This is a genomic window from Thermoprotei archaeon (assembly GCA_038881895.1).
Lineage (GTDB): Archaea > Thermoproteota > Thermoprotei > Gearchaeales > WAQG01 > JAVZOV01.
Window position 1 is genome coordinate 574,556 of sequence record JAVZOV010000001.1, and the last position, 26,731, is coordinate 601,286.

General features: G+C 35.1%; 26 protein-coding genes and 1 pseudogene. 21 read left to right on the plus strand and 6 right to left on the minus strand.

Annotation, left to right across the window (positions count from 1 at the left end):
- Window positions 1-21: 21 nt before the first annotated feature.
- From QW128_02910 to QW128_02940, 7 genes and pseudogenes are all read left to right on the plus strand, one after another.
- Window positions 22-1,053: a hypothetical protein gene (locus tag QW128_02910; GenBank protein MEM3832535.1), complete on the plus strand. Its 1,032-nt coding sequence runs from the start codon at window positions 22-24 to the stop codon at window positions 1,051-1,053.
- Complete coding sequence (gene hisB, locus QW128_02915) at window positions 1,034-1,609, plus strand: imidazoleglycerol-phosphate dehydratase HisB (GenBank protein ID MEM3832536.1); 576 nt, start codon at window positions 1,034-1,036, stop codon at window positions 1,607-1,609. Before QW128_02910 ends, hisB begins: the two co-directional genes overlap by 20 nt.
- On the plus strand, window positions 1,610-2,212 hold the full coding sequence (hisH, locus tag QW128_02920; GenBank protein MEM3832537.1) for an imidazole glycerol phosphate synthase subunit HisH: 603 nt from the start codon (window positions 1,610-1,612) through the stop codon (window positions 2,210-2,212).
- 5 nt (window positions 2,213-2,217) lie between these two features.
- Entirely contained in the window at window positions 2,218-2,928 is a 711-nt protein-coding gene (locus QW128_02925) for a 1-(5-phosphoribosyl)-5-[(5-phosphoribosylamino)methylideneamino] imidazole-4-carboxamide isomerase (protein MEM3832538.1), read from the plus strand.
- Entirely contained in the window at window positions 2,925-3,698 is a 774-nt protein-coding gene (hisF, locus tag QW128_02930) for an imidazole glycerol phosphate synthase subunit HisF (protein MEM3832539.1), read from the plus strand. Before QW128_02925 ends, hisF begins: the two co-directional genes overlap by 4 nt.
- A 5-nt stretch (window positions 3,699-3,703) precedes the next feature.
- A pseudogene (gene hisI / locus QW128_02935) lies at window positions 3,704-4,063 on the plus strand (phosphoribosyl-AMP cyclohydrolase).
- A 12-nt stretch (window positions 4,064-4,075) separates the two neighbouring features.
- On the plus strand, window positions 4,076-4,669 hold the full coding sequence (locus tag QW128_02940; protein ID MEM3832540.1) for a phosphoribosyltransferase family protein: 594 nt from the start codon (window positions 4,076-4,078) through the stop codon (window positions 4,667-4,669).
- On the opposite strand, the gene QW128_02945 is transcribed toward QW128_02940, so the two are convergent.
- Window positions 4,670-5,017 (minus strand): hypothetical protein, encoded by a 348-nt coding sequence (locus tag QW128_02945; GenBank protein MEM3832541.1) that lies wholly within the window; start codon window positions 5,015-5,017, stop codon window positions 4,670-4,672.
- A gap of 307 nt (window positions 5,018-5,324) precedes the next feature.
- Between QW128_02945 and QW128_02950 the strand changes: the two genes are divergently transcribed.
- The 7 genes from QW128_02950 to QW128_02980 all read left to right on the plus strand — a co-directional run bounded on the left by QW128_02950 (window position 5,325) and on the right by QW128_02980 (window position 12,266).
- Window positions 5,325-5,987: a LysE family transporter gene (locus QW128_02950; protein ID MEM3832542.1), complete on the plus strand. Its 663-nt coding sequence runs from the start codon at window positions 5,325-5,327 to the stop codon at window positions 5,985-5,987.
- 512 nt (window positions 5,988-6,499) lie between these two features.
- On the plus strand, window positions 6,500-6,850 hold the full coding sequence (locus tag QW128_02955) for a hypothetical protein (GenBank protein MEM3832543.1): 351 nt from the start codon (window positions 6,500-6,502) through the stop codon (window positions 6,848-6,850).
- A gap of 12 nt (window positions 6,851-6,862) precedes the next feature.
- On the plus strand, window positions 6,863-7,633 hold the full coding sequence (locus QW128_02960) for a hypothetical protein (protein ID MEM3832544.1): 771 nt from the start codon (window positions 6,863-6,865) through the stop codon (window positions 7,631-7,633).
- A gap of 9 nt (window positions 7,634-7,642) precedes the next feature.
- Window positions 7,643-8,071, plus strand: coding sequence for a hypothetical protein (locus tag QW128_02965; protein ID MEM3832545.1), 429 nt, complete (start codon window positions 7,643-7,645; stop codon window positions 8,069-8,071).
- A 165-nt stretch (window positions 8,072-8,236) separates the two neighbouring features.
- Complete coding sequence (locus tag QW128_02970; GenBank protein ID MEM3832546.1) at window positions 8,237-9,898, plus strand: acyl-CoA dehydrogenase family protein; 1,662 nt, start codon at window positions 8,237-8,239, stop codon at window positions 9,896-9,898.
- Window positions 9,891-11,438, plus strand: a complete 1,548-nt coding sequence (locus tag QW128_02975; protein MEM3832547.1) for an AMP-binding protein — start codon at window positions 9,891-9,893, stop codon at window positions 11,436-11,438. Before QW128_02970 ends, QW128_02975 begins: the two co-directional genes overlap by 8 nt.
- Before the next feature lie 105 nt (window positions 11,439-11,543).
- On the plus strand, window positions 11,544-12,266 hold the full coding sequence (locus QW128_02980) for a purine-nucleoside phosphorylase (protein MEM3832548.1): 723 nt from the start codon (window positions 11,544-11,546) through the stop codon (window positions 12,264-12,266).
- A gap of 18 nt (window positions 12,267-12,284) precedes the next feature.
- On the opposite strand, the gene QW128_02985 is transcribed toward QW128_02980, so the two are convergent.
- From QW128_02985 to QW128_02995, 3 genes are all read right to left on the minus strand, one after another.
- Window positions 12,285-12,875 (minus strand): phosphoribosyltransferase, encoded by a 591-nt coding sequence (locus QW128_02985; GenBank protein MEM3832549.1) that lies wholly within the window; start codon window positions 12,873-12,875, stop codon window positions 12,285-12,287.
- A gap of 419 nt (window positions 12,876-13,294) precedes the next feature.
- Window positions 13,295-15,112 carry an aldehyde ferredoxin oxidoreductase family protein gene (locus QW128_02990; protein MEM3832550.1) on the minus strand — a complete coding sequence of 606 codons (1,818 nt, stop codon included), beginning with the start codon at window positions 15,110-15,112 and terminating at the stop codon, window positions 13,295-13,297.
- A 92-nt stretch (window positions 15,113-15,204) separates the two neighbouring features.
- On the minus strand, window positions 15,205-15,462 hold the full coding sequence (locus QW128_02995) for a hypothetical protein (GenBank protein MEM3832551.1): 258 nt from the start codon (window positions 15,460-15,462) through the stop codon (window positions 15,205-15,207).
- 479 nt (window positions 15,463-15,941) lie between these two features.
- Between QW128_02995 and QW128_03000 the strand changes: the two genes are divergently transcribed.
- Window positions 15,942-17,534 (plus strand): FAD-binding oxidoreductase, encoded by a 1,593-nt coding sequence (locus QW128_03000; protein ID MEM3832552.1) that lies wholly within the window; start codon window positions 15,942-15,944, stop codon window positions 17,532-17,534.
- Window positions 17,535-17,624: 90 nt separating this feature from the next.
- Window positions 17,625-18,767 carry an iron-containing alcohol dehydrogenase gene (locus QW128_03005; GenBank protein MEM3832553.1) on the plus strand — a complete coding sequence of 381 codons (1,143 nt, stop codon included), beginning with the start codon at window positions 17,625-17,627 and terminating at the stop codon, window positions 18,765-18,767.
- Here QW128_03005 and QW128_03010 read toward each other — a convergent pair.
- Window positions 18,764-19,174 (minus strand): SCP2 sterol-binding domain-containing protein, encoded by a 411-nt coding sequence (locus QW128_03010; GenBank protein ID MEM3832554.1) that lies wholly within the window; start codon window positions 19,172-19,174, stop codon window positions 18,764-18,766. The two genes, QW128_03005 and QW128_03010, sit on opposite strands and share 4 nt — an antisense overlap.
- Before the next feature lie 130 nt (window positions 19,175-19,304).
- Here QW128_03010 and QW128_03015 point away from each other — a divergent pair, with 130 nt between their 5' ends.
- From QW128_03015 to QW128_03030, 4 genes are read left to right on the plus strand one after another with little or no spacing between them, the layout of a single operon-like run.
- Window positions 19,305-20,774 carry an NAD(P)/FAD-dependent oxidoreductase gene (locus tag QW128_03015; GenBank protein MEM3832555.1) on the plus strand — a complete coding sequence of 490 codons (1,470 nt, stop codon included), beginning with the start codon at window positions 19,305-19,307 and terminating at the stop codon, window positions 20,772-20,774.
- Window positions 20,752-21,843, plus strand: coding sequence for an FAD-dependent oxidoreductase (locus QW128_03020; GenBank protein MEM3832556.1), 1,092 nt, complete (start codon window positions 20,752-20,754; stop codon window positions 21,841-21,843). Before QW128_03015 ends, QW128_03020 begins: the two co-directional genes overlap by 23 nt.
- Before the next feature lie 44 nt (window positions 21,844-21,887).
- Complete coding sequence (locus tag QW128_03025) at window positions 21,888-23,348, plus strand: FGGY family carbohydrate kinase (protein MEM3832557.1); 1,461 nt, start codon at window positions 21,888-21,890, stop codon at window positions 23,346-23,348.
- On the plus strand, window positions 23,345-24,781 hold the full coding sequence (locus QW128_03030; GenBank protein ID MEM3832558.1) for an FAD-binding oxidoreductase: 1,437 nt from the start codon (window positions 23,345-23,347) through the stop codon (window positions 24,779-24,781). The genes QW128_03025 and QW128_03030 overlap by 4 nt, the downstream gene beginning before the upstream one ends.
- Before the next feature lie 455 nt (window positions 24,782-25,236).
- Here QW128_03030 and QW128_03035 read toward each other — a convergent pair whose 3' ends face one another.
- Window positions 25,237-25,623, minus strand: a complete 387-nt coding sequence (locus tag QW128_03035; GenBank protein MEM3832559.1) for a hypothetical protein — start codon at window positions 25,621-25,623, stop codon at window positions 25,237-25,239.
- 274 nt (window positions 25,624-25,897) lie between these two features.
- Between QW128_03035 and QW128_03040 the strand changes: the two genes are divergently transcribed.
- The coding region (locus tag QW128_03040; GenBank protein ID MEM3832560.1) for a transposase at window positions 25,898-26,731 on the plus strand (834 nt) is incomplete at its 3' end.

The window sequence follows — 26,731 nt, forward strand, 5'->3', positions numbered from 1 at the left end:
GAACTAAAATCAATAGAAAATATAGTTTTTGACTGTGATGGTGTACTTATTGATACAAGGAATTCATATGATTTATCAATAAAGGAAACATTGAAATATTTATTTAAATCAATTACTAATGAAGAGATAATTAGTAACAAAGAAATTTATGAACTAAGACTTACTGGACTTTTCAATAATGATTGGGATTTAACATACGTAATAGCTCTCGGCATCTTTTCGCACCTACCTAAGAACATTGCTGAAATAGTGATTAAAGACTTAAAAAAGAAGAATGTACAATATTTAAATGGATCAGTGCACATTAACAGCTTTCGAGCCAATTTTTCACAGTTTATCAATTTCATTCATGAGAATTCGTTCAACAAAACAAAGGAATACGTAACAAAACTATGTGAATATAATAATACTTTAAGTGAATTAAACGAATTTATCGAACTACTAGGAGATCCTATAGATCCTGTTAATAGTATGATTGCAAAACTCTTTGATAGTATATATTACGGTGAGAACCTTTACAGACGAATTTATAATTCATCACCGCTACTTAACAAAGACGGATTAATCAAAAACGAAAAACTCCTTATAGACGAGAATGATCTAAAAATGTTACAATCACTAATTAAAAATAGGAAGTTTCTTTTATTAACTGGACGTTCACGAGTAGGAACTGAATATATTCTAACTCCTTTATCAAAACACTTTGACTTTGATTCCTCTATATTTATAGAGGATTTAATAAGAACTAACAAAGATCTTGCTGTCGTCATGAAAAAACCTTCACCTGAACCCCTCATAAAAATGAGCAAAGAATTAATCACATTATATATTGGCGATTCTACAGAGGACATATTAATTGCTAAATATGCAAGGCAGAAAGGATCAAAAATATTTTTTGCGAGCGTTATAGGTCTTAAAGAAAATATTAAGGTATATGAAGAACTTTTTGTAAAATTAGGTTCTGATTTGATTGTTAAATCGGTCAAAACTTTAGCTCGAACTCTTCTTTTAATCAAAAACATGGGTGATTTTTATGAGAATAGGATTGAGTGAACGGACAACTAATGAAACACAAGTTAAGGTAAAAGTAAACATAGACGGTATAGGCAAATGTAACGTAAACACCGGTGTGAAGTTTCTTAATCATATGATAAAAAGCTTAGCAACGCACGGAATTATTGATATTGAAATTAATGCTCAAGGAGACCTAGTCCATCATATAGTTGAAGATGTGGCATTAACATTAGGAGATGCTTTGAAAAAGGCACTAAATGATAGAGCTGGCATTAAAAGATTTGGATTCGCGATAATACCGATGGATGACGCTTTAGCACTTGTTAGTGTAGACCTCGTACAACGCCCTTATTCAGATATTAATGTTAAACTTACAAATAGAAGAATTGAGGATATAGCGTCTGAGGATATTGTTCACTTTCTTAGATCACTTGCAGATTCATTACAAGCAACAATACATATTTCAGTAATGAAGGGTACAAACGATCATCATAAGGTTGAGGCGGTATTTAAAGCATTAGGAATAGCATTAAAAGACGCATGGACAATAGATCCAAGAAGACAAGGAGCGCCTAGCTCTAAGGGAGTGATGTAGATGAAATTTGCCATAATAGATTATGGAGCAAGTAATATGTTCAGCTTGATAGCAGCGCTTAAAAGAATTGATATAAACACAGATATAATAACTAGGGAACAAGATTTAGACGAATACTCAGCGATAATATTACCTGGAGTTGGCAATTTCTCAGCAGCAAGCAACATAATTTTAAAATTTAGAAATAATATAATGAAATCAATCATGAATGGAACACCATTGCTTGGTATATGCTTAGGATTACAATTATTTTTTGAGACGAGCGAAGAAGGTGAAGGGAAAGGGTTATCACTCTTTAAAGGAAAAGTTATAAAATTCCCTAGTAATGTAAAAATCCCTCACATGGGGTGGAATCTAGTAATACCTCAAAACAAAAGTGAATTACTCAGTAATATTGATGGAAAAATTTGGGCATATTTTGCTCACTCATATTTCCCACAACCAAAGGACGAATCAATAATAAAGGGTGTAACAATTTATGGTGTCAAATTTTCATCAGTCATAGAAAGTAACAACGTGCTTGGCACACAATTTCATCCTGAAAAATCTGGCAATACAGGACAAGAAATACTAAAAAACTTTGTAAAAATCGTTAAAAGGTGAGCCGTTTGGAATTGTGGGCATCAATAGATTTGATGAAAGGTAAAGTAGTAAGATTAGTGCGTGGAGATCCATCTAACATTATTGTATATAGCAATGAACCAGTAAAGATTGCACTACAATGGCAAAGTATGAACATCTATGGATTACATATAGTAGACCTGGATGCTGCATTAGGACTAGGAAATAATTCAGATACAATAATCCAGATCGCTACAAACGTTAACATTCCTATCCAAGTCGGAGGCGGTTTACGTAATATACGGGATGTCAATGACATGTTAAAGATTGCTGACAGAGTTGTAATTGGAACAGGTATTTTTTCAGGTCAAATAAACGGTTCTGAATTATTACAATATGGAACCGAACGCGTAGTAATTGCATTAGATCATAAAAATGGAAAAATAGTTGTTAATGGTTGGAGAAAAGAACTACAGCTAGAGCTTACTACTGTGCTTAAAGATTTATGGCATCAGGGATTTAGACTCTTCCTTTCAACTAATACAACAAAGGATGGGACACTAAGTGGACTTGATAGTGGGATTATTAAAGAACTTGAAAAGATATACTTAAAGGGAGTCTATATTGCTGGAGGTATATCGTCAATAAATGATCTAATAGAACTGAGAAATTTGGGAGTTAGGGGTGTAATACTTGGTCGTGCACTTTATGATGGATTAATGAAGATCGATGATATACTTAAGGTGATCTCACGATGAGCGTTGTGAAGAGAATAATACCATGCCTTGATGTGGATAATGGAAGAGTAGTGAAAGGTCGTAGATTTGGAGATTTGAGGGATGTAGGAGACCCCGTAAAGATGGCGTTAAAATATAGAAATGACGGGGCTGATGAACTAGTATTTCTCGACATAACAGCAACAGTAGAGAACAGGAAAACTCTTGTAGAACTTGTTAAAAAAATTGCAGAAACATTAGACATACCATTTACAGTAGGAGGAGGTATAAAGAATATGGATGATGCCCATGTAATACTTAGAAATGGGGCTGATAAAATATCTATCAACACTATTGCAGTAGAGAATCCAAACATAATAACAGAGCTAGCAGACAAATATGGAAGCCAATGTGTAGTTGTTGCTATAGATGCAAAACATTCTAATAAGATGCCTTCAGGCTTTGAAGTATATACTCATAGTGGAAAGAGAGCACGAGGGATAGATGCAATAAAATGGGCTATAAAAGTGGAAGAATTAGGTGCTGGTGAAATACTACTCACCTCCATAGATAGGGACGGCACAAAACTAGGATACGACTTAGAATTAATATCATCGATAACTTCAAACGTTAACATACCGGTCATTGCAAGTGGTGGTGTTGGTTCATTAGAGCACATATATCAAGCTTTAACCAAAGCTAATGCCGACGCGGCTTTAGCAGCATCAATATTTCATTACAACGAATACACGATAAGAGAAGTGAAAGAGTTCTTAATAAAAAAAGGTGTTAAAATAAGATACCCATGGTGATGTAAATGTCTATAAAAGAAAAAATTACTATCGACGATCTAGATTTTGAAAAGGGCGGAGGATTATTACCAGTAGTGGTTCAAGATTTTGTTACTCACAAAATACTCATGGTCGCTTATGTTAATAAAGAGTCATTACGTAAAACTCTAGAAACCGGTTTTGCACATTATTGGAGTCGCTCTAGAGGCATATTATGGCTTAAAGGTGAGACATCAGGGCACTATCAAAAAGTCGTAAAAATAGAGATTGATTGTGACGAAGATGCACTGATTTATCTAGTGGAACCTCTGGGTCCAGCATGTCATACGGGCAATTTTTCATGCTTTTTCAGAGAATTAAACGGGACAGAAAAGATTAAGAGAAAATATGATGAAGAAATGATAGCTAAAATAATCTCATATTTTGAAAAAGCAGAAATTATTAAGAGGAAATGGGTCAAGGACAATTCTAAAAAAATATATGAATTTATTGTAAATCCTATCACAGAAAACATACCGCCACCGGATCCAAACGTTATTGCATGGATAGCAGATAAAATAAACAGTATAACATCTAATGATATAGATAAAGTCGTGGTGCCTGAAGCATTAGGGTTACCAGTCGCTTCACTAATAGCTCAGATGAAAGGAAAACCATTAGCAATAATAAGAAAACGTTTCTTTTCATCAAAAAATCTTCTCGATAAAGTTAAATATTCCTCAGGCTATGAAAGAGGAACATACTACATTTACGGTGTAAACGAAGGTGATAAAGTATTAATCATTGACGATACTGTTTCCACAGGTGGAACACTCTTAGCAATAATAGAAACCTTATTAAAACATAATGTAAAGATCATGGACATTGCATGCATAATGGAAAAAGTAATGTACAACGGAAAAGAAATAATAGAAAAACGCTTCAAAATACCAATAAAAACACTAATAAAAATCCGTAAAGAAAACAACACAATCACAGTAGAAATCAAATAATCACCTATTCAAAAATGCAACTATTATAAGAACTACAAGACCTGCAAACAATGGGACATGAGACATCGCTAAAGGATGCACTCTTCCTAAAGAATCTACTATAGACTCAGACACTCTTCCCGCATTAAATGATGCTACAATTATAGTCATCAAAGCAACAACACTCCTTTTTTCATCTTTTATTAACACTAAAAATAAGACAAAGTAAATTATCATATAGAGAAGATTCTCAATTAGAATAAAGTCTGATGGAACGGTACCTGTAATAATAAAAAATAAATCTGTCATCATGTAAACTAAAAATGCTAGTATCAACAAAACTTTAAATATCGTAATCGAGTATGGCATGATACATAGATTTTAATTGAACTTAAAAATTTATCGGTTAAAACGCACGATCACTCATATTATCTAATTCTCATCTCAAACACAGAAATCTCACAGCAACGATGTCTTTTTAACAAAACTGATCAGAGACTGAAGTTTCTACAGTTGTTTATGTACATAATTCTTCGTAAGGTTAATTGGGGACTTCGATGAGACTATAAAGCTATGTAAATCTTTCACGAGAGAAATTATTTTAATATTTTTATTGTTACAAAATCTTTATAACCTCTTAATTTAATAAGTAATGCTAAACATTGAGGTGCCCATAGTGAGTATAAGAAAGCTCATACCTTTGACGTTGGCTATAACACTTAGCGGAGCCTTAAGTCCTGGACCTCTTTCAGCCTCAGCAATAATCATTGGAGCTTCTATGGGATTATTTGGAGGTCTCTTAATAGCTTTAGGTCATATGATAGTAGAGCTACCTTATGTAGTTGTGCTTTATAAGCTTATTAACCAATTCAAAAGGTTCCTATCGAAAACTAAGCTAATGCTTAACATAATAGTTATATTATTCTTGTTATATTTCTCCTATCTTTTAATTAGAGATTCTATAAAAATTCTTAAAAACAACACATCATCTCTGACTGCATCATTAATAATAACAGATCCATTAGGTGCTGTAAGTATAGGAATAATACTTACAGGATTGAACGCATACTTTTTAACATGGTGGCTCACAGTAGGTTATCCCTTAATAGAAGAATCCTCAAAACATGGAATAAAGGGATTAAGCACAATGTATATAAGTCATGTATGGATGGACTATGCTTGGCTGACAATATTAGCTAGCGGTGGAAACACAGTTAAATTATTGGGATCAACACCATATGCAATATTACTCTTAGTAATAGCATTAATACTTATAATATTCACAATAAAAATGACATCAGACACTATTAAAATAATTAAAACTCATAAAACCAATTAACCGAATTTTCTAACTCATCTCAAGAAGAAGCGTTAAGCGGAGATACAGACAACAAAATACCGAGCACTCCTACTTAACTTGGGACCCTTTTAGACACATTTATTGAAATCATTAGGAAGTTATAACAACTACATATATATTCAAAGAAAGTCTAAAAGCTTTAGTTCTGAGATGGATTGTCAATAGGCTTGGGTATATGTTTATGATGTTTTTGAGTGAATTGCTCTCAAGTAAGCTATGAGTGTGTAAGTGTTACGTTAAAGTGTCTCAGAGCTTTATGAGACCCTGAGAACTTGAAGAATAATGAATCACTCGACTTCAGTTGAAGAGAGTGTTAATGACAGATTAGCATTATTATGTAAAGAGGATAGTATATAATAGAAAATAAGAATAGGTTTTTTAGTATTTCAGTTATTGTTGTTATAAGAGAGATTAAATTTTAAGTTTAATAGTTATTATAGATGATTTCATTTAACAGAAACCTTTTTATATTTTGAACATGAAAATATCCCGTGAATGCTGTGGAGAAAACTGGAATCATGGGTTTCGTATTCATTGGTGCAGGAATAGTTTTACTTCTAATTGTGTTTGTTTTTGCTTACCAAAGTTACCTAAGTTATACAATTCCAATAGGAACGGATATGATAGGCGCAATAAACATATTACTTGAGGCAGGTGTAAAAGCGTTATTTCTTGGAATAATGGCGTGGGTTGGATCAATTTTATTGCTTAGAGGGCTTGAGTCATTCAAAATTGAGAAAGGTATTGGAATGGTGACGTTGAAGGTCGAGAAAGGAACTGAGGTGATAACGATACCTAAGGAGGCTCTTAAGGAAGAAACAAAAGGAAAACAGGAAAAATAGGTGAAACACATAATGCATAAGAGAGCGATTGGGCCGTTAAAAGCCTTTTTTATCATTCCTTCATTAATATCTATTATTATATTGGTAACGTTTGGTTACTCAGCCTATAGACTTTCAGAAGATATGCAAACCTTATTTACTACTAATGTACCAGAACTTTCGTTCAATGGAACGCATTTAATAATGGAAGGTTTTACACTTAGAAATAGTGGAATATATCCTCTATCCTTAAAAATAGGATTCAACATAGCTATTGGAAATTTAACTTCAGAAACAGTATCGCAACGCGTTGATATTCCCCCGAACAGTGTAAAAAAGATGGATAACATTATTTTACGTATAAACGAAACCTCTCTTCAAACTGCAATAATGAATGAAACAACATTGACGCTCACTACACGAGTGGAAATCTCTATAAAACCATTAATAGAGATTATTGCCCAAAATTCAACTAAAACAAAAATAGGACCATTAATTAGCGTTAATTATAATATTGACGGAGTAAACGATTACAATTCAACTCACATGAGATTATCCATATCGTATGATATTACAAACAACTTGCCTCAAGAAATTAGTGGTCATGTGAAAATAATGATAAAAGACACGCAAATCTATGGATATGGTGAATCAACACTTAATGTTCCAGCAAAGACAAGAATTCATGGTACTATACCCGTTTTTATTAAAAAATCCATAGGATTTGGAACTTATAATGCTGTTATAACACTAACTGTTAATGGGATAACAAAAACATCAACACTTAGCGTTCAAATACCTTAGGTGTTTTATATGGATATAAAGAGTTTAATTAATAAAATTCTCATGTCTGGTATAAAAGCAGCAATATATATAATGATAATCGCTTTTGTCTTCAGCATACCTTTTACACACTCATTTCTGCAGTCAGCAAATATTGAGCCACAATCCTTCATGACATATCTAATAATGATCACTATTCTCGCAGCGTTCACAGGCATGCTAGAAAATAGTGTAATAGGTAGAATAATTTCAATAGGTATTAACATGGCGTTCATTGCATATATCATCATAATTACTTCAGGTGGAGTATACACAACCAAATACCAAGGGTTTATAATAGAGGCAAGATATCCAATATTACTTTTTATAATTATATTACCTCTCCTAACCTCTATTATCGAGAATGTTTGGAAAATGATACATAAATCTTCTACAAAACCTATAAAAACAATAGAATAACAATGAAAACTATTTTTGCAGTATTTAGTTAACGCAATCGAAGACTTTTAGCTATTAAAATTGTTCAAGTTTGCATCCAACATCCTAAAGTGTGAAGCTTTCAATTGCAAAGGGAATGATAAATTTATTAAATAGTTCTAAGCATTATGAATAAGGTGAAGTATTATGGATGATACTTATTCATATTTGTCAAATGTGTATGGTAAAAATCATTTTGAGCTTGATAAACCGTTTCGAGTAATACTTGAGTATTATATTGGTAAAAGCGTTGATTTTTCTGAATTGGGAAAATTTGTTGGTAAAGAGCTTTACGAGATCGCAGATTATATTGATAAAAATGCTAATCCGAAACATATAATGTGGAGTGTTAATGGCGAGCGCGTTGATAGTGTATGGTTAGATCCCGCGCAAAGATGGGTTCTTGAAAAATTATTAAAAGAATACAGTGTGAACAAACCTCCATATAAGGAAGGAAATTGGCATAAGCATTACGCTTCGCTATATTTGATTTCTGATCCCGGAATAGCATGCATAATAACAGTAACAAATCAAACAGCATATGCTTTATACAAGTATGGATCTGAAGATTTAAAAAAGTATGTGCCGCATCTAATTGGAGATGCTGATCCGATAATGTATGGTGCCACATGGTTCACTGAAATTCAAGGTGGAAGTGATTTAGGTGCCAATGTTACCGAGGCCTTTTATAATGGAAGAACGTGGGTCATAAACGGAGATGCAAAATATTTTGCTAGTAATGTCGGTCTTGCTGATATGGCATTAGTTACTGCTAGGCCGAAGGAGGCACAACCTGGTGCAAAAGGTCTTGCATTATTTTTGGTGCCAAAGATTAATAGTTCTGGTAAGAGGAATTTCATAATTAGACGATTAAAAGAAAAGAGTGGAACCATAAGTGTGCCCACAGGTGAGGTAGAATTTCACAACTCTGAAGCATATCTTTTGGGCGAACAAAGAAAAGGTATTTACTATACAATGGAGGACTTAATGGTTTCTCGTTTAGCAAACTCTATTGGAGCTTTAGGTATTGCAAGAAAATCATTTCTTGAGGCTTATTATTATACGCAAGTCAGAAATGCTTTTGGTAAACGTCTAATAGAGCATCCGTTAGTCCAAAGAGATTTGCTAGATATGGAGATACTTATTGAAGGAACTACAGCACTAGCATTCAAGGCTGTAGATCAATTCCAAAAATCGTGGATGGACACACCTCCGTATACTGAGAAATATCACTATGCACGGTTGCTTACTCATATAACAAAAAATATTACTGCTGAGACGGCTGCGTACGTATCAAAGATGGCGATGGAAATTTATGGCGGGATAGGATTCTTAAAAGAGTATCCTATAGAAAGACTTCATAGAGAAGCTTTAATAACACCAATTTGGGAAGGAACAAGTAACATACAAGCATTAGACATGTTAGAAGCAATAGCTAAAAAAGGTGCTCACATACAACTTTTAGATGACGTGAAAAATTTAATAAATGACATCAGAGAGGGAAAAGAAATAGCAGAATTTGCAAAAACAAAAATAGAAGAAACATTATCAAGACTTACAACATATAGTGATACAGAAGCTCAGTTTTATGCAAAAGATACACTTACGTCCCTTGGCCATTCAATAACAGTGATCTTATTGGCGCATATTGGTTCAAAGCTAAACCTAGATAGATTCGTAACCATAGCGAAATTGTATAGTGATAGATATTTAGAAGGCAAAAGCTATTCGAGAGACATAGTAGAAAAAGCAAAGGAGTTATTTGTGATTGAAGAGTTAAGATCTAGGAGGATTGTACATCATGCATGAAGGCTTCACAGTATTTTCCTTTCTAAAAAGAGCTATTACTTTATCACCTAATATTGAGATAGTCCAGAGTAATCATCGTCAAACATATAGAGAAACATATGAAAGAGTTATTGGGCTTGCTAACTCTTTACTTTCACTAGGAATATCTAAAGGTACGGTAATTGGTGTAGCTGATTATAATACTCACAAATATGTAGAATTATTATATGCATCTAGTTTGATTGGAGCTATAATTTATCCTATCAATATAAGATTACCACCAGAGCAAATAGTTTATACTATAAAACACGCGGGAGTAGAATGGATATTTTTGTCAAAAGATTTTATGGCACTTTCTAAATATATCAGACAAGAAAAAGTGATAGGTTTAGACGCAAATGAGACAAAAATAATATACGATGATTTAATTACAAGACGTATAGTTAAAGAACCAGAAATAGAAGTAAAAGAAAATGATCCATATTCAATCCTCTATACTTCAGGCACTACTGGATTGCCTAAAGCAGTAATGTATAGCCATGAAAAAGTAGTCCATGGTGCTCTAGCAATAGTACACCAATTAGGATTATACAACACCCCAGCAAAGTTAGATAGTAATGATGTAATATTTCCACTAATACCATTCTATCATATCTGGGCATGGGGATCGGTTTTTCACGCACCATATTTGGGTGCAAAATACGTTTTAGGTGGGAGATTTGATCCGCAAAAGACAATAGAGTTAACTAAAAAAGAGAACGTGACATGGTTAAATGCTGTACCAACTATGGTCCATATGCTTCTTTCACAGCCTAATTCATCTGAGCTAAAAGGTTTAAAGATTTTAGTTGGAGGAATGCCTATTCCAATAAATCTTGCAAAAAAGATGGATGAAATAGGTATACGATTCTCAACTATTTATGGTGGAACTGATATGTTAGCAATTTCCATCTCAATTATTCCAAAGAGCACAATTATAAGCGATGTTATTGATTACGTAAGAATTACAACGCATCCTGTACCTTTTGTTGACTTTAGAGTTATAAAACCAGATGGGACTATTGCCAGACCAAACGAAATGGGGGAATTATATGTTAAAGCACCATGGTTACCTGGTGAATATTATAAAGACCTTGAGAAAACGAAAAGTTCATATGAAAATGATTGGTTTAGAACTGGAGACATAGCACTAATTACTTCGGAAGGTGGGATAAGAATACTTGATAGGATAAAAGATGCTATAAAAAGTGGTGGTGAATGGATACCAACAAGTGTTCTTGAATCTATAATATCAGAAATACCTCAAGTCGATACAGTTGCAGTAATAGGAATAAGGGATGAGAAGTGGGGAGAAAGGCCAATAGCAATAATTAAATTACGTCCCTCAACACAAATCTCACAAGAAGAAATTATGCAATATTTAAGAAAATCTGTTTATGATGGGAGAATTCCAAAGTGGTGGTTACCAGAACAAATACTGATCGTAGAGGATATTCCGTTAACTAGCACTGGGAAAATAAACAAATTACTCTTAAAGGAAAAACTTAACATCACTTCCTAAAATTTTCGCTATTTTTAGACCATAATAATTTATGGTATTAAGTTAATCTTTTTTATGCAAGAAAAGATTATATAAATTTATTAAGAAAGAAAACGTGGTGAGCATATGAAGCCTGTTCATATACTTGCGAGTAAGGATGACATTGCTAAAAGTGCGATAGTAGTTGGTGATCCAGGGCGTGCAAAACTTCTTTCCGGACTTCTTGAAAATCCCAGATTAGTTAATGAGAATCGGGGATTTATAACGTATACTGGACTCTACAAGGGATTTCCAGTAACTGTTGCAACACACGGGATAGGGGGAGCATCGTCGGCAGCAGTTTTTGAAGAACTAAGAATGTTGGGAGCTGAGATAATGGTAAGGTTAGGGACTACTGGCGCATTTAAAGAAGGAATAAAAATTGGAGATATTATCGTTGCTGATGGTGCTGCATACCCTGTAGGTGGTACCATTGGAATGTATGTGGGTATAGAAAACTGTTATCCTGCATCCCCTGATATTGAGCTTACATACACAATTTATAAAAAATTAAAAACCGTAATACCCAATGTATATATAGGAGGAGTTTTCAGTTCTGACGCATTCTATGCAGAAAATCCACAATTTGTAGACACATGGTCACATAGAAACATATTATCAGTAGAAATGGAGTGCGCGACATTATTCACGATTGCGCGATTAAGAGGTTTTAAAGCGGGAGGAGTATTAGTAGTGAGTGATAACTTGAAAACCGGAGAATCAGTACTAGATAAGCCAGAAATATTAAGTAAGAGGTTCATGGAAGTCGGAAAAACACTCATGGAGGTATTTACAGAATTCCAGAGGTAAAGCCAAATACTAAAAATTTTATGGGACTTTTTTACATCGAATCTTCAAAAATTCGTTAATTTGCTCTACATTTAAGAGGTCTTCCAATTCAACTTTATTCATGAAGGACTCTATACCGGAATTATCATGGCATGCATTAAGTATATTGCTTAGCTCTTCAAATATACTCCATGGATAAATAATCCATGCATTAGTCTTCATTGTGATGCCACAATAGTCTGGTTTGAATATACTTCTTGGTTTTAAATATAGCACTGCAGTTTTCACTTCATTTGCTCCTAATGATTTCAATACTTCTACGGCTGTTTTTAGAGTTAAACCTGTATCAGCAACTTCATCAACAACTAATACTTTATGATCTTTTACATCAATTCCTATTGGCTCTTGTACCTTTACTGTAGAACCATCTAAACCTTGACTCCAGTGCTGAATTCTAATTGATACTACGTCATTAATGTTTAAAGCATCTGATAGCACAAGAGCTGGTATTAATCCCCATCTACTTATACCCACAACCATATCTGGTCTGTATCTTGAATTAATAACTTTAAAAGCTAATTCATAAGTTAATTTTAACAATTCTCTCCAGCTCACAAAGACAAATTCCATGAAAATACTAACCTAATGTCCCATATAAATTTAAACTCTAAGCCCACTTATGCAAAAAATATTATTTTTTGATTATTTAAAAATCTGTTAAGTTGTTTAGTGTTAAGATCTCAAGATTGTAATAATGAATTAAATAGACATCTTTTTCAAAGAGTCTAATAACTATAAAAATATAAAAATGAGCACCAAGTTAAGGAAAAATTAATGAGCATAATATTCATTATCACAATATTAAACACTCCCATGTTTTTACGAACAATCCGGATAGATTAACGAATCGAAAGTGAAAAGGACTAAGTAGAGACACGAATAACGAAAAACTATATGTCCTTAATCATCAGAATCTTACTTACCTGAGTTTAGAAACATTACTAATGAAAAAGAGTGTAAAAAATGTTTATAAAAATAAGAAGTTATTTTTATAGTACTTGGAGTTCTCTAAGTTTTGAAAATGGTATTGTACCGTCGCTGTTCCATCCTCTTAGCCTATAATATTCGTCAAGTAATGAGTTAAAGAGTGCTGGTGTGATTATGTTGCCTTTGCTTGGACCTGAATCTGATGGTTGCGTCATGAATCTTTTTGGTAGTATGTCATGTCTTCTGTCGAATCCATTCATTTGATTAATGTATCTTTCTAAGTTCCAAATTCTTTCGCCAATACGAAGCACTTCATTAACATCTATATCCCAGCCTGTAAAACCTGTGAGCAATGTTGCATAATCTTCGAGTGTCATGGCAAAAGTCGAGAATTTGCATACATCTAATGAATCCGTTAAGGCAAAGAAGTCCTCTAAGAGTTTCACTAACTCTGGTTTCCCTTTAGTAGCCAATGGATCGTGTTTTTCTGGTATACCGAAGAGTTCTGCTGCAGGTGTGTAGCTTCTTAGATGGCATGCTCCTCTGTTAGAAGTAGCGTAAGCTATTGAAAATCCTGTAAGACCTCGAGGGTCATATGCAGGTATTCCTTGACCTTTAACGGCGTTTGCCATATCAGGATCACCAAAAGCTTTTGCTGCCCTTGCACTACCCTCTGCCAAAATCTCCCCTATACCTTCTCTTCTAGCTATTAGATGAACTAATTCGATAAACTTGTCCGCATCACCCCATGCTATTTTTTCATCAATTAATCCCCTCTCAGATGCTTCAGCAGCTACGCCTAGTACATTTCCAAGTTCGATTGTATCAATACCTATATCATTGGCTAAATAATTAAGGTATGATACTGCTTGTATATCACCTAAACCAATATTTGCACCTAATGCCCACGAAGTCTCATATTCAGGGCCCTCACTTTTGTGTGCATACTTACCAGTCTTGACCTCTGACTCTCTTTTACATGCAACTGGGCACGCGTGACAAGTTGGTGTTGATATTAGTATGGTGGCCTTAAGGTTCTCTCCACTAATATTATAGGCGTATTCAAACGAGGTACTTTTTCCATTTCTAGTAGGAAATGCACCTATCTCGTTTACTATGTTTGTGAGCACACTAGTACCATACACAGATAGACCTCCTTTACGTGGTGCAGTTATAGGACTTTCTAGGATTCTCTTTAATGCCAACCCTCTTCCTTTCTCAAAAACCTCAGGTCTTGCTGGTTTTGGCATATCCTTCTCATGACCTATCACAACTACAGCTTTTACCCTCTTAGAACCCATCACAGCTCCTGTACCACCTCTACCAGAAGCCCTACCGCCATCGTGTATTATAGCAGCAAATCGTACTTTTCGTTCACCAGCAGGACCGATAGCAAAAATCTTAGCATTTTCACCATACTTAGCTTTAAGCAACTTCGTAACCTCTAAAGTGCCCTTACCCCATAGAGAAGTCGCATCTTCTATTTTTACAATACCATCCCTTACTAATAAGTAAACTGGTTTATCACTACTACCAGTCATAATTATTCCATCAAACTTAGCCCATTTTAAAGCAGCACCAACATAGCCTCCAACATGAGAGTCTGTAACAGTACCTGTTAATGGTGATCTAGTCACTGATGCAAGCCTACCACTCAATGGAACTAAACTACCAGTGAGCGGCCCAACCATTAGTGCGTGCGGATTTTCAGGCGAAAATGGATCTGCCTTTGGATTTAAATCGTAAACATATTTTACACCTAAACCTCTACCACCCACATACTTCCTTGCATCTTCTTCACAAACCTCATCATATTCAACCCTTCGTTCTGTTAAATCTATGAAAGCAACGTGATTTGCATAACCACCTGCCTTAACCATGAAGACTCACTAATTTTTAGTCTCTTTTACAATATATATACTTTACTTGTTCTTAATCATCTCTTTAAGTAATAAATTCGAAATCAACTGTGTTAGATACCAGATGCTTTGAACAATCTTAATTTAATCTCTTTTAACATCTTGTTAACTTTCTCTTCATTACCCTCAGCTTCTATATAAATAACTGGTATTTCTATTCCATGTATAATATCTGTATCCTCCTTTACTATTCTGATCAACCAATCATTACCTCCTATTTCATAGTTGTTAACATTCTTATCATAATCTCTAAATACTAGCAATACTTCCCATACCTTTACACCACGCAACTCTGTGGTAATCTTATACATTATTGTTCATATTAAAAATAATATGCATAAATAAATACCTATAACCTAATATATTCGGTTCGTTAATGTCCTTTAACCTAAAGAGATTTACATCGTTGTTGGATAGTTAATTTTTTTATAACTGTCTGTTCCATCTCTGCAAAAGTTTCATCGATGGCTTTCTGGGTCAACGGAAAATTCCCTCATCCTGAGATCATCTATGCCCATTCGGTGCTAACCTTCCACCGCACCGGGCATAGGCTAGTAAATAGGTGTTTTGAGTGATAAATTCCTTGACGAAAGCTGTGGTAGTCTAGAGGTCTTCTAGACTGAATATAATGTACTCAAGTGGGTTATATGATCATAGTAGGTCTGATTTTAACACGATCCAAAACCCAGTATTATGAAACTTTAAGCCAGGAATATCCTCGGCTTCAGCTTTAAGGACATCAAAATGTAATTGCTTATATAATGGTTAATCGTATTCATAGTGAGTTTTGATGAATATTGTTGTTGCAGAAAGCCCTAGATTGTCATCATTCTGTGAAAAAAGAGTAAGGGAAAGTGATGATCCTAGTATAATATATAATTATCTTGCTGATGAGTCAAGGATTGTGATAGGTAATGCTCAAAAAGTTATTTTTCCAAGATGCGAGGCTCACATTTCTGATGTGTTGAGGAGAGCTAATGAAAAGAATATATTAATAACAGTTTCTGGTGGAGGAACTGGTATAACTGGTTCAAGAGTGCCACTAGGTGGTATAGTGCTTTCAACGGAAGAGCTAACGGAAGTAGAGACAAAAAATGAGAATGAAGAATTAATCGAGCATGTTGAATCAGGAATAAAATATTCAATAGCTTTAGGGAGGAATCATGAATTCTATGCTAGAGCTCCTCCAGGTATTCCTCTTGCGATTTTTAAAAGGATGGTTGAAAGTGAAGGTCTTTTTTATCCACCTGATCCCACTGAATTGAGTGCATTTCTTGGCGGTACTGTGGCTACGAATGCTTCAGGTTCTATGACTTTTTATTATGGATCAACGAGAGATTTTGTTCGAAGACTTCGTGTAGTGCTTACTAATGGGAGAGTTCTTGATATCAAAAGGGGCAAAATCTTTGCAGATAATTACAAGTTTACTATAGTTGTTGATGGTAAGAATATTGAGGTTGATGTTCCTCGTTATGTGATGCCTAACGTTGAAAAGAATGCTGCTGGTTTGTATGCAAAACCTGATATGGATCTCATTGATCTTTTTATAGGTTCTGAGGGAATTTTAGGTGTGATAAGTGAAGTTGAGGTCAGGCTTATTCAAAAACCAGAACTTATATACACATTCTTTGTTCATTTTTCAGATGAGAGTGAAGCTATAAGGTTTTCACGTACCCTTAAAAACATTGCAAAAAAGGGAGAACTCAAGATTCTTGCTATTGAATTCTTCGATAAGAACTCAGTAGAATTCATTCGAGAAAAATATTCTGGTAATATTCCAAGTAGTTCAAACGCTATAATAGATGTTCTTATTGATGCATCAGAAAATGCTAATAGTGTTCTCAACAAATTTGCTGAAGTTTTAAATAAACATAATGTACTAGAAGCTTTTATGATGGATTCTAGAGATGCTAAAGAAATTAGGCACGCATTGCCTGAAGGCATAAATGAGTTCGTGAGATCAAAGAATGTTCACAAGGTAGCCACTGACATTGCTGTTCCTGATGAGCATTTTAATGAGATGATGCAGTGGTATTATAAAATTGGAGATAAAAGCAAAATTAGATATGTAATTTTTGGACATATCGGTAATAATCACCTGCACTTTAACTTTCTTCCATCAAATGAAGATGAACTTAAGACGGCTATGAAACTGATTACAATACTTTTAAGAAAGGCTGTAGAACTTAAGGGCACAGTGAGCGCTGAGCATGGTGTTGGTAAGAGGTATTATTTAGAAGATGATGAGAGAAGACCATTACTTGAACTTATGTATGGTCGTGAAGGGCTCATACAAATTGCAAAACTTAAACATGAACTAGATCCTAAACACATACTTAACATTGGTAACATGATACCAAAAGAATACTTAGCAAAAATCTAATTTATTTGCTCTGAAGTGTTGCTGTTTGCTTTATTATACATCTTAGAACGTTCTTTTAATTTTATATAGCTTAGTCTGGATTATTAGCTTATGTGGTGGTTTGTTGTACCTTCAAAGATTGCTTTTGGTGAGGATGCATTAGATGCGCTCAATGAAATGAGGGGGAAGAGAGCATTAATTATAACTGACAGAGTTATGGTAAATTTAGGCTATATTAAGCTTGTGGAGGGTAGATTAAGGGAGTATAGTTTTGATGTGATGTATTTTGATGGTGTTGAACCTGAACCATCTACAGAAGTTGTTTATAGGGCTCTCAAAATGGCGAACGAGTTTAAACCTGACTGGTTTGTTGCTGTAGGTGGTGGTTCAGCAATAGATACTGCGAAGGCCGTGTGGGTACTCTATGAAAGACCTGATAAAAAGATTGAGGAAATAAATCCTCTCGAACCTCTTGGATTAAGAAACAGGGCAAGATTCGTATGTATACCAACAACTAGTGGTACTGGTTCAGAATCCACGTGGGCCATTGTGATAACTGATAAGGAGAGCTTAAGAAAAATGGAATTAGCATCTAGAGAAGTCTTACCGGACTTGGTTATACTGGACCCAAAATTTACATTATCAATGACTCCCAGACTCACAGCAGATACTGGTATGGATGCTCTTGCACATGCTATTGAGGCCTATGTTTCAGCTTGGAGGAATGATTATTCTGATGCGTTGGCTGAGAAAGCCGTAGAATTGATCTTTAAGTATTTACCTAGAGCATATAAGAATGGTAGTGATCTTGAGGCTAGAGAAAAAATGCATCATGCAGCTGATATGGCAGGCATGGCTTTCAGCAACTCTCAAATAGGAATAGCTCATGCACTAGCTCATGCATTCGGTGCTGTTTTTCATGTACCTCATGGTAGGTCAGTGGGTTTATTCTTACCATATAGTATCCAATATAATTGGAGCCACGCCTCTGACAGGTATAGGAAGCTTGCTGATAGAGCAGGAGTGAACAAGAATCTTGATCAAGCTGTGATAGAGCTTTTAAAAGAGCTAGAGCAGCCTATTTCGGTAAAACAATTAAGTGTTTCTAAGGATGAGTATTTTACGAAGCTTGATTTGTTGGTTTCTAGATCTATGGAATCGACAGGAATTACAGTGAACCCTAGGCCTGTAGAAGAAAAGAATTGCAGAAAAATGTTTGAATATGCTTACGATGGACGGGTCATAGATTTCTAAATGAATTCAGTAGGTACTTTGGCAGCAGTTTTTACTAATTCTGATGCTGCTTTGGTATAGCGTAAAACTTTAGCCATATTACCTTTTAGTTTAAACTTGCCTGTGAGAAGCCCCTGGATTGGATCAAGTTGTCCAGCGATTAATTTTTTCCAATTACTATAGGGACCTTCAAAAACGAACGCAGCGGTTTTTGAGGCTCTGTCAGGAATCATATAAGCATCACGACATTTCCCATGCCATAAATCAACATAAAACACGTACTCCTTACTTAATCCTTCAGCAGGTGTTACAATAAACAGAAAATCTCCTTCCCAGTCTTTTGCAGCCTCTTCATAAGCCGTATTCTTGTTTAATTCTTCTTTATACGCCTTAATCCATTCCTCACTAGGAAATTTAAACTTCTCCATGTTTATCATTATTTAATATTTTTATAAGAATTTAAATCTTTATGATCTGTTAATCAAGTATCATGATATAGTACGTAGAAGATTTAGGAATGCCATGCATGTTTTTTATCTAAACATTAAAAATATATCATTGGCAACGTTTCATATAATTGTGTCAAGCCTATTACCGGATCGTGTTGATATCGTCATCATAGGAGCTGGTGTAACTGGGCTTTTTATAGCAAGAGAGCTATCTAGGTATGATTTAAAAATCCTTGTTATAGATAAAAAACCAGATGCTGGTTGGGGGTCAACTAAGGGTAGTGCAGGCATAATACATGCTTTCCAACTTCCTTTTAACTCATTGAAAGGTAAACTTTGTTTAGAAGGTAATAGAATGTACGATGAGATTTCAAAGGAACTCAACGTGCCATTTAAAAGAACAGGTCTCATTATAGTCTCGTTAAACGTTTTGGAAAACATTTTGGCATTCATAATATACCTCTATCTAAAGCTTAACAAAATTAATGTTCATATACTTACAAAAAAGAAACTTAAAAAATTAGAACCCAATATAAGTAAAAAGGCTCAGCTAGGGCTTTATCTTCCATCAGCTGGTGTTATATCTGTGTTTGAACTCATATTAGCATTAGTCGATAATTGTAGAGAAAATGGCGTTATTTTCTCATTCAATACAGAGGCACAAAAGATAGTGTTTAATGATAAAAATGCATTAGTTTATACAAATAAAGGTGTAATAGAAACGTCATGGATTATAAATGCTGCAGGAATAAATGCTGATATAATTGCAAAAATGGCTGGGGTGAATAATTTTAAAATATATCCAAGAAAAGGCACGCACTTAATACTCTCCGTAAAAAACATTTATAATCATTTACTCGCAGAAGTGCCATTAAAACCAGATCCAAAAACAAAAGGTGGAGGAGCACTTTTAACAATCGATGGTAAAATATTATTAGGTCCAAACCTAATTGAGAGTACAACTGATAGGGAGGACACTAGCACAGAACTTGATGATTACCATATGATTAACAAGTACAAGAGAATAATACCATCAATTGAACACTCAGACGTGCTAGTTGCATACTCAGGTTTAAGAGCGGCAAGCAATACTAATGATTTTATTATAAACATTCCTAGAAATAGTTTCGTAAACGTTGCAGGCATACAATCACCAGGATTAACAGCAGCACCCGCTATAGCAAAAATGGTAGTGCAACTATTACAGAGGCACATTAAACTAACTCCACGCTCAAACTTTAAACCAGTAAGAGAACGTAGCATAAAAATAAGAGATCTAATTGACGAACCAGAAAAAATAAAAGCAATTATCAAAAGAAATCCAGATTATGGAAGTATTGTTTGTCCCTGTGAACTTGTAAGTAAAGCGGAAATTGTTGAAGCTATAAATAAAGGTATCACAACATTGGATGGCATAAAATTCTATACTAATGCATGCATGGGTGAATGCCAAGGTTCATACTGTTTACCAGTAATTTTAGATATTTTTGAGGAGCTTAACATACCAGTACACAATGTAACTAAGAAGGGTGGTTCATCATGGATTGTGATAAGCCATGAAAAAAGAACTGACCAGTGACATTGTGATAATAGGTTCAGGTCCAAGCGGATTAAAAGCAACATCTAGTGCGATTAAAAATAATTTGACACCTATTGTCTTTGAGTGGGATGAACAGATTGGAGGAATATTAAGATTTGCGAGAAAAGAAATCTATACACCGGAGAATGTAGAAATTTATACAAAAACAACAGTTGTTAATGCTGTTTACGATCCTAAAGGGAATCATAAAGTAATAGCTGTAAAAAAAGGTGAAATAATTACCGTGAATACAAAAAGAATAGTATTTGCAACAGGAAGTAGAGATATAACGGTTGCTGGTGCTAAGATAGCGGGAGATAGACCATCAGGCGTTTTTACAGCCACCGAGGCATTAAGACTTTTATCGAAAGGATACATGTTCGGAAAAAAGATTGCAATATTAGGTAAGAATGAGGTCAGTATATTGCTCTCAGAATTATTAGCCTCAAAAAATTTTGATGTAACATTGATTACTCCACGAAAAATATCGAGCATTCCAGGTATCAAGATAATCCAAGAACATACAGTCACTCGTGTCGAGGGCAGGGAACGTATTGAAAAGGTAAGGTTAGCACTAAGTAATGAAGATTTTATTCCCATAAAAGATGATGGAGAATATGAATGTGATACTTTCATAATTTCAGTTGGTTTCAGACCTCTCATTGGTTTACTTAATAAACTTCCAATAGCTATAGATCCGTATACTAGAGGACCAGTAGTTAATGAGACTTTAGAAGCTTTGTCAGGAGTTTATGTGGTTGGTGGCGCATTAGCACCATTTGAATTATTGAAAAATGTTGAAAAAAGTGGAAGTCTTGTGTTCAGAAAGCCTAGTGTTCAAGAAGAGTTTATCACTATCAAACCAGGTAAGAATGTTAAGTTTTTAATACCGCATCAAATTACAGAGAAGAAACCGATCACACTTTTTTATTCTGTAAAACCGTATTTTAGAAAACTTAGAATTGTAGAAGAAAACATCGAAATACCTATCAATGAAGAGGAAGGTTTTGTAGAGGTTGATCCATCTTTATTTAAGGTTAATAAAATAACTATAGATGCAATAATGTAGTTTAATTTTATATTCTTGCTATAACATGATAAAATGGAATTAGAATGAATAATAAAAAGGTTCTTGTTCTAGATATTGGTACTCGTGATTTAAAAGCGCTTTTATTTGATGATAAGGGCGAACTCATTCGTAAAACAATCAATGAGCTTAAATTGATTCAACCTGCTCCTAGTTTTGTAGAGCAGGATCCAATTGAGATTTATCAAATTTTGCTTAAAACTATAAAATCGACAATAAATGATGAGAGGGTAGACGGAATTGCAATAACAAATAATAGGTCAACAACTATAGTTTGGGATCGTAGTGGAAAACCGTTGTATAATGCCATTACGTGGATGGATTCCAGAGGTTATGATGTCGCAAATAGATTAAAAAGTGAGTTAAACTTGCCAGAAGAATTCGCAAGGCTCCTTTTATATCCTCATGCATCATCGATGTACTTGAGATGGATCCTCGATAATGTAACTGATGTTAAGCCTAAGGCTGAAAAAGGTGAGATCTTCTTTGGGACACTTAACACATATATAATCTGGATGTTAACAAATGGAGGAATACATGCGATTGATCCATCTAATGCATCTGCTACTGGACTCTTTGATCCATTTTCAATCTCATGGTGGACTGACATAATAGAAACTTTTAAAATACCACATTCAATATTACCAGAGGTAAAGGAGAATATTAGTGATTATGGTGAAGTCAAGAGTGGGCCACAAAACCTAATAGGCGTTCCAATACTTGTTAGCACAGCTGATCAACAAGCAGCACTCTTTGGAGAAGCGTGCATAATGAGAGGAGAGGTCAAGGTCACTAACGGCTCTGGAAGCTTTGTAGATATGAACGTAGGAGATTCTATTAAATTCTCAGAACATGGGCTTATACCGATGATAGCATGGAAGATTAAGAATTCAACAAGTTATCTTCTCGAAGGATATATAGCGTTTAGTGGAGAACTTTTAATTTGGCTTCAAGAGATTGGACTACTAGAAGAAATTGAAAAAATAGATGCGATAGCCAAGTTAGTAAATGATAGTGAAGGAGTTTATTTTGTGCCTGCTTTTACAGGTTTATCGGCACCGTACAATGATCCTACGGCTCGTGGAGTGCTCATAGGATTATCCAGAGGAACAAAAAAAGAACACATAATAAGATCAGCGTTGGAAGGAATCGCATACAGCATTTATGATATAATAGATGTGATGCAAAAAGACACGGAAACTCAAATACAAATTATTAGAGCGGATGGAAATTTGTCAAAAAGTGACTTCCTACTGCAATATGTTGCAAACCTAACAAGAATAAATGTCGAAAGACCAAAGAACCTTGAAACAACAGGATCGGGAGCAGCTTACATGGCACTTATTGGGCTTGACGTCATATCATTAAATGATATAAAGAGACTGATAAAAATTGAAAGAGTATTCGAACCAAAGGAGTTCATCGATATCGAAAAACTTAACTTATGGAAAAAGGCTGTTGAGAAGGCTAGAGGTTGGTATAAATGACACTATGGAATATCCAAAGATTAAAAAAGAACGAGAATATTAAAAAAGCCATCATAGAACTTGAAAACATACTAGGTACAGATAGAGTATTTACTGATGTTAATATATTAAAAACGAAAGCATTAGATTTCACACCACTATTTCTAGCAAGAACATTACGTAATATGGAAATACCACTCCCAGATGTAATAGTGAAACCAAAAAATGCCGATGAAGTCTCGAAAATAGTAAAAATCGCTAATCTCTTTAATGTACCAATAATACCATTAGGTGGAGGATCTGGCGTAGTTGGAGGAATAATAGCAACACGGGGAGGAATACTCATCGATTTAGAGGACCTCAAAACTATTGAAGTTGATGAAGAAAATATGATAGTTCACGTTAGTGCAGGTGTTAAAGGTATAGAACTTGAAAAAGAATTAAACAAAAAAGGTTACACGACAGGACATTATCCTCAGTCAATATATGATTCAACTATAGGTGGATGGATTGCAACAAAAGCAATAGGACAATACTCTACAAAATACGGTGGTATAGAGGATATAGTAGTAAGTTTAGAAGTAGTGCTACCAACAGGAGAAATAATAACCACAAAACCAGTGCCAAGAACCTCGACAGGACCTGACTTAAAACATATTTTCATAGGGTCGGAGGGAACATTAGGAATAATAACATCAGCAACATTAAAAATAAGACCTATGCCTCAATCGCGAACATTATTATCATATACATTCGATGACTTTAATAGAGGACTCAATGCAGTAAAAACTATTATGATAAAAAATTTAAATCCAGACGTAGTCAGGCTCTATGATGAAGATGATTCTGCTCTCTGGTTTACTGGAAAAGTGGATAAACCATTATTAATAATGGTACTAGAAGATGAACAAACGATATTAAGCACACAAAGACAAATAATTAATGACATAGTGACAAAGCATGGTGGTTCATGGTCTGGTGAAGAGTTACCGTCCATTTGGCTTAAAGAACGATTTGAAGCAAGAGAAAAAGCAGAACAATACATGAAGATGGGATTACTCATAGATACGATTGAGGTCTCAGGACTTTGGAACAAATTACCAGAATTGCATACAAAAATAAAGACATCCCTGAAAAGCATTCAAGAAAAAAATACGACAGTGCTTCATGCATCAGCCCATGCAGACCACTTCTATACTAATGGTGGATGTTTGTACTTCACAATAGGAGGAATATCAGAAAATGATCCAACATATTTCTACGAAAAAATATGGGAAACTAGTATGAAAATTTGTCTTTCATTAGACTGCTCAATAAGCAATCATCATGGAATTGGATTAATAAGAGTACCATGGATAAAACAAGAATTGGGCCCAGCCTATAATATCCTAAAACAAATTAAGAATATGCTAGATCCCAAAAACATAATGAACCCAGACAAATTATTACAATGAAAGCTCGACAGGAAAGATTATTTTCTGGGATGAATTGTTGATAAACTTAAACATTTGATGAATGGCATTATTCTTGAGAGGGTTGTTCACGTGTAGTAGATATTTAAAAGTCTGAATAAGACTCTGAGCTAAAGTTGTAGAGGAAGCTCAGACAAGCGGGTTATGGACTATAGCAGGGGCTGGTTTGACACAGCCCAGAACTTGACAACGAGGAACAAAAATATGATTCGATTGAGAATCCTCCGACTTTAGTCGTGAAGAACGTCAAATGAACAGTGTATAGCATAAATAATAAACACTACCTTTTAGGATCATTCTTATAGTATCGCTTATGCTAGCAGGATCATCGATAATATTATTTCAGGTGATGACTTTAGACACTAAACTCTAAAAAGAGTTATCATTTAGTCATATTTACATTTAAAAATGCAGAGTATAACTTAAATAGAAGTAACTCAGCTAGTCATCTCAACAATTTCTGGCAGACTTTCATCAAGCTTCCTAGTTAAAGCATACTCATAAAACGTTCTCCCGGTACAGTTCAGTCTCATCTTCACACCTTTACCCTCAACTGTTACTGTTGAATCTGCTATCTCAGTGTTATGACAGTACCTGTAACCCTCTACTGGGTCTTCATACCTGGCTACAATGATGTTCTTTCTCGGAACCTCTACATCAACAGTTATAGCGTAGCCTCCAGACTTAACCCTAACATTAAACCTTTCCAGCTTCAACTCATCCCTATAAGCTATTCCCATAAACCTTCCAGTATTTACAAGCCTTCCAGCATGACTAAACATCCCAAATAGAACTCTATGACGACCATCAGGAGATGCTACCATCAGATCAACCCAACCATCAGGATCCTCATCAAAGCCACTGCAGTGGATCCAGACCCAATGATCTAAATACCTCTTACCCCTAATATAGCCTATCATGCCTCTCTGTTCGCTGATCCTGTACTCCTCTCCTCCAAGCCTTACCTCACCGTTGAACGTAGTATTAGGATTAACTATTATGTATCTCGAGCTCCTCCTGAAAATTCTGTAAACTAAGGGTAAGGCAACTGTTTCTAAATAGATAGACTTTTATAGATGTTTAGTGTATACTCTATTTGTGGAAATAGTCCTCAGCGTTCCATTCGTTTACGAGGCGAACGACGAAGTTGGAAAGCTCCTAGAGGACTTTAGGGATATGGTGAACTTCTGCATAGGCTTTGCCGTTGAGAGGAGGATAACTTCTTACGCTAAACTTAGGAAGAGCGTTTACGAAGAGTGGAAGGGGAGGTGGAACTATTCAACGCACTTCTGCCATTCAGCGTGTAAAATAGCCTTAGCCATGCTCAAAGGATTTGAAAGGCTTAAGCGTAAGGGATTAACTAAAGGTGATAGGCCTGAGGCTAGAAAGCTCTTCATGCAACTCGACCCGCAACTGTACAAGTTCTACGGCGATAGGATCAGGATTTCTGTTAAGCCCAGAAAATTCATATACATAGAGTTGAAGTACGGTGAATACCAAGAGAAGTTCATCGAGGAGTGGAGGGCTGGGAAGCTCAGGGTCGGCGAGGTGTCTCTGAACGAGACGAAGATAATCGTACCGTTCAAGAAGGACGTTGACCTGTCCAATCCAAGCGACTGGATAGCAATAGATGTTAACGAGTCTAATGTCACTGGAGTAAGCACGAACCCACACGTCATGAGGGTTGAAAGCAACTTGAGGACGATCCACACGACCTACTTCAACATCATCAGGAGGATACAGAAGCTGAGAAAAGACAAGCCCAAGACCGCTGAGAGGTTGCTTAAGAAGTACTCTGGTAGAGAGAAGCGCAAGGCTAAAGATGAATGTCACAAAATATCTAGAAAGATTGTGAATTTTGCCAAGCGACATAAAGTTGGTGTAATAATGGAGGACCTCAAAGGAATTAGAAAAAGAATCAATTTCTCCAAG

Bases quoted from the DNA above. Each gene is read 5' to 3' on its own strand.
- hisB (MEM3832536.1), top strand. From the start codon at position 1,034: ATGAGAATAGGATTGAGTGAACGGACAACTAATGAAACACAAGTTAAG.
- hisH (MEM3832537.1), top strand. From the start codon at position 1,610: ATGAAATTTGCCATAATAGATTATGGAGCAAGTAATATGTTCAGCTTG.
- hisF (MEM3832539.1), top strand. From the start codon at position 2,925: ATGAGCGTTGTGAAGAGAATAATACCATGCCTTGATGTGGATAATGGA.
- QW128_02940 (MEM3832540.1), top strand. From the start codon at position 4,076: ATGATAGCTAAAATAATCTCATATTTTGAAAAAGCAGAAATTATTAAG.
- QW128_02945 (MEM3832541.1), bottom strand. From the start codon at position 5,017: ATGCCATACTCGATTACGATATTTAAAGTTTTGTTGATACTAGCATTT.
- QW128_02960 (MEM3832544.1), top strand. From the start codon at position 6,863: ATGCATAAGAGAGCGATTGGGCCGTTAAAAGCCTTTTTTATCATTCCT.
- QW128_02965 (MEM3832545.1), top strand. From the start codon at position 7,643: ATGGATATAAAGAGTTTAATTAATAAAATTCTCATGTCTGGTATAAAA.
- QW128_02970 (MEM3832546.1), top strand. From the start codon at position 8,237: ATGGATGATACTTATTCATATTTGTCAAATGTGTATGGTAAAAATCAT.
- QW128_02975 (MEM3832547.1), top strand. From the start codon at position 9,891: ATGCATGAAGGCTTCACAGTATTTTCCTTTCTAAAAAGAGCTATTACT.
- QW128_02980 (MEM3832548.1), top strand. From the start codon at position 11,544: ATGAAGCCTGTTCATATACTTGCGAGTAAGGATGACATTGCTAAAAGT.
- QW128_02985 (MEM3832549.1), bottom strand. From the start codon at position 12,875: ATGGAATTTGTCTTTGTGAGCTGGAGAGAATTGTTAAAATTAACTTAT.
- QW128_02990 (MEM3832550.1), bottom strand. From the start codon at position 15,112: ATGGTTAAGGCAGGTGGTTATGCAAATCACGTTGCTTTCATAGATTTA.
- QW128_02995 (MEM3832551.1), bottom strand. From the start codon at position 15,462: ATGTATAAGATTACCACAGAGTTGCGTGGTGTAAAGGTATGGGAAGTA.
- QW128_03000 (MEM3832552.1), top strand. From the start codon at position 15,942: ATGAATATTGTTGTTGCAGAAAGCCCTAGATTGTCATCATTCTGTGAA.
- QW128_03005 (MEM3832553.1), top strand. From the start codon at position 17,625: ATGTGGTGGTTTGTTGTACCTTCAAAGATTGCTTTTGGTGAGGATGCA.
- QW128_03010 (MEM3832554.1), bottom strand. From the start codon at position 19,174: ATGGAGAAGTTTAAATTTCCTAGTGAGGAATGGATTAAGGCGTATAAA.
- QW128_03020 (MEM3832556.1), top strand. From the start codon at position 20,752: ATGAAAAAAGAACTGACCAGTGACATTGTGATAATAGGTTCAGGTCCA.
- QW128_03025 (MEM3832557.1), top strand. From the start codon at position 21,888: ATGAATAATAAAAAGGTTCTTGTTCTAGATATTGGTACTCGTGATTTA.
- QW128_03030 (MEM3832558.1), top strand. From the start codon at position 23,345: ATGACACTATGGAATATCCAAAGATTAAAAAAGAACGAGAATATTAAA.
- QW128_03035 (MEM3832559.1), bottom strand. From the start codon at position 25,623: ATGGTAGCATCTCCTGATGGTCGTCATAGAGTTCTATTTGGGATGTTT.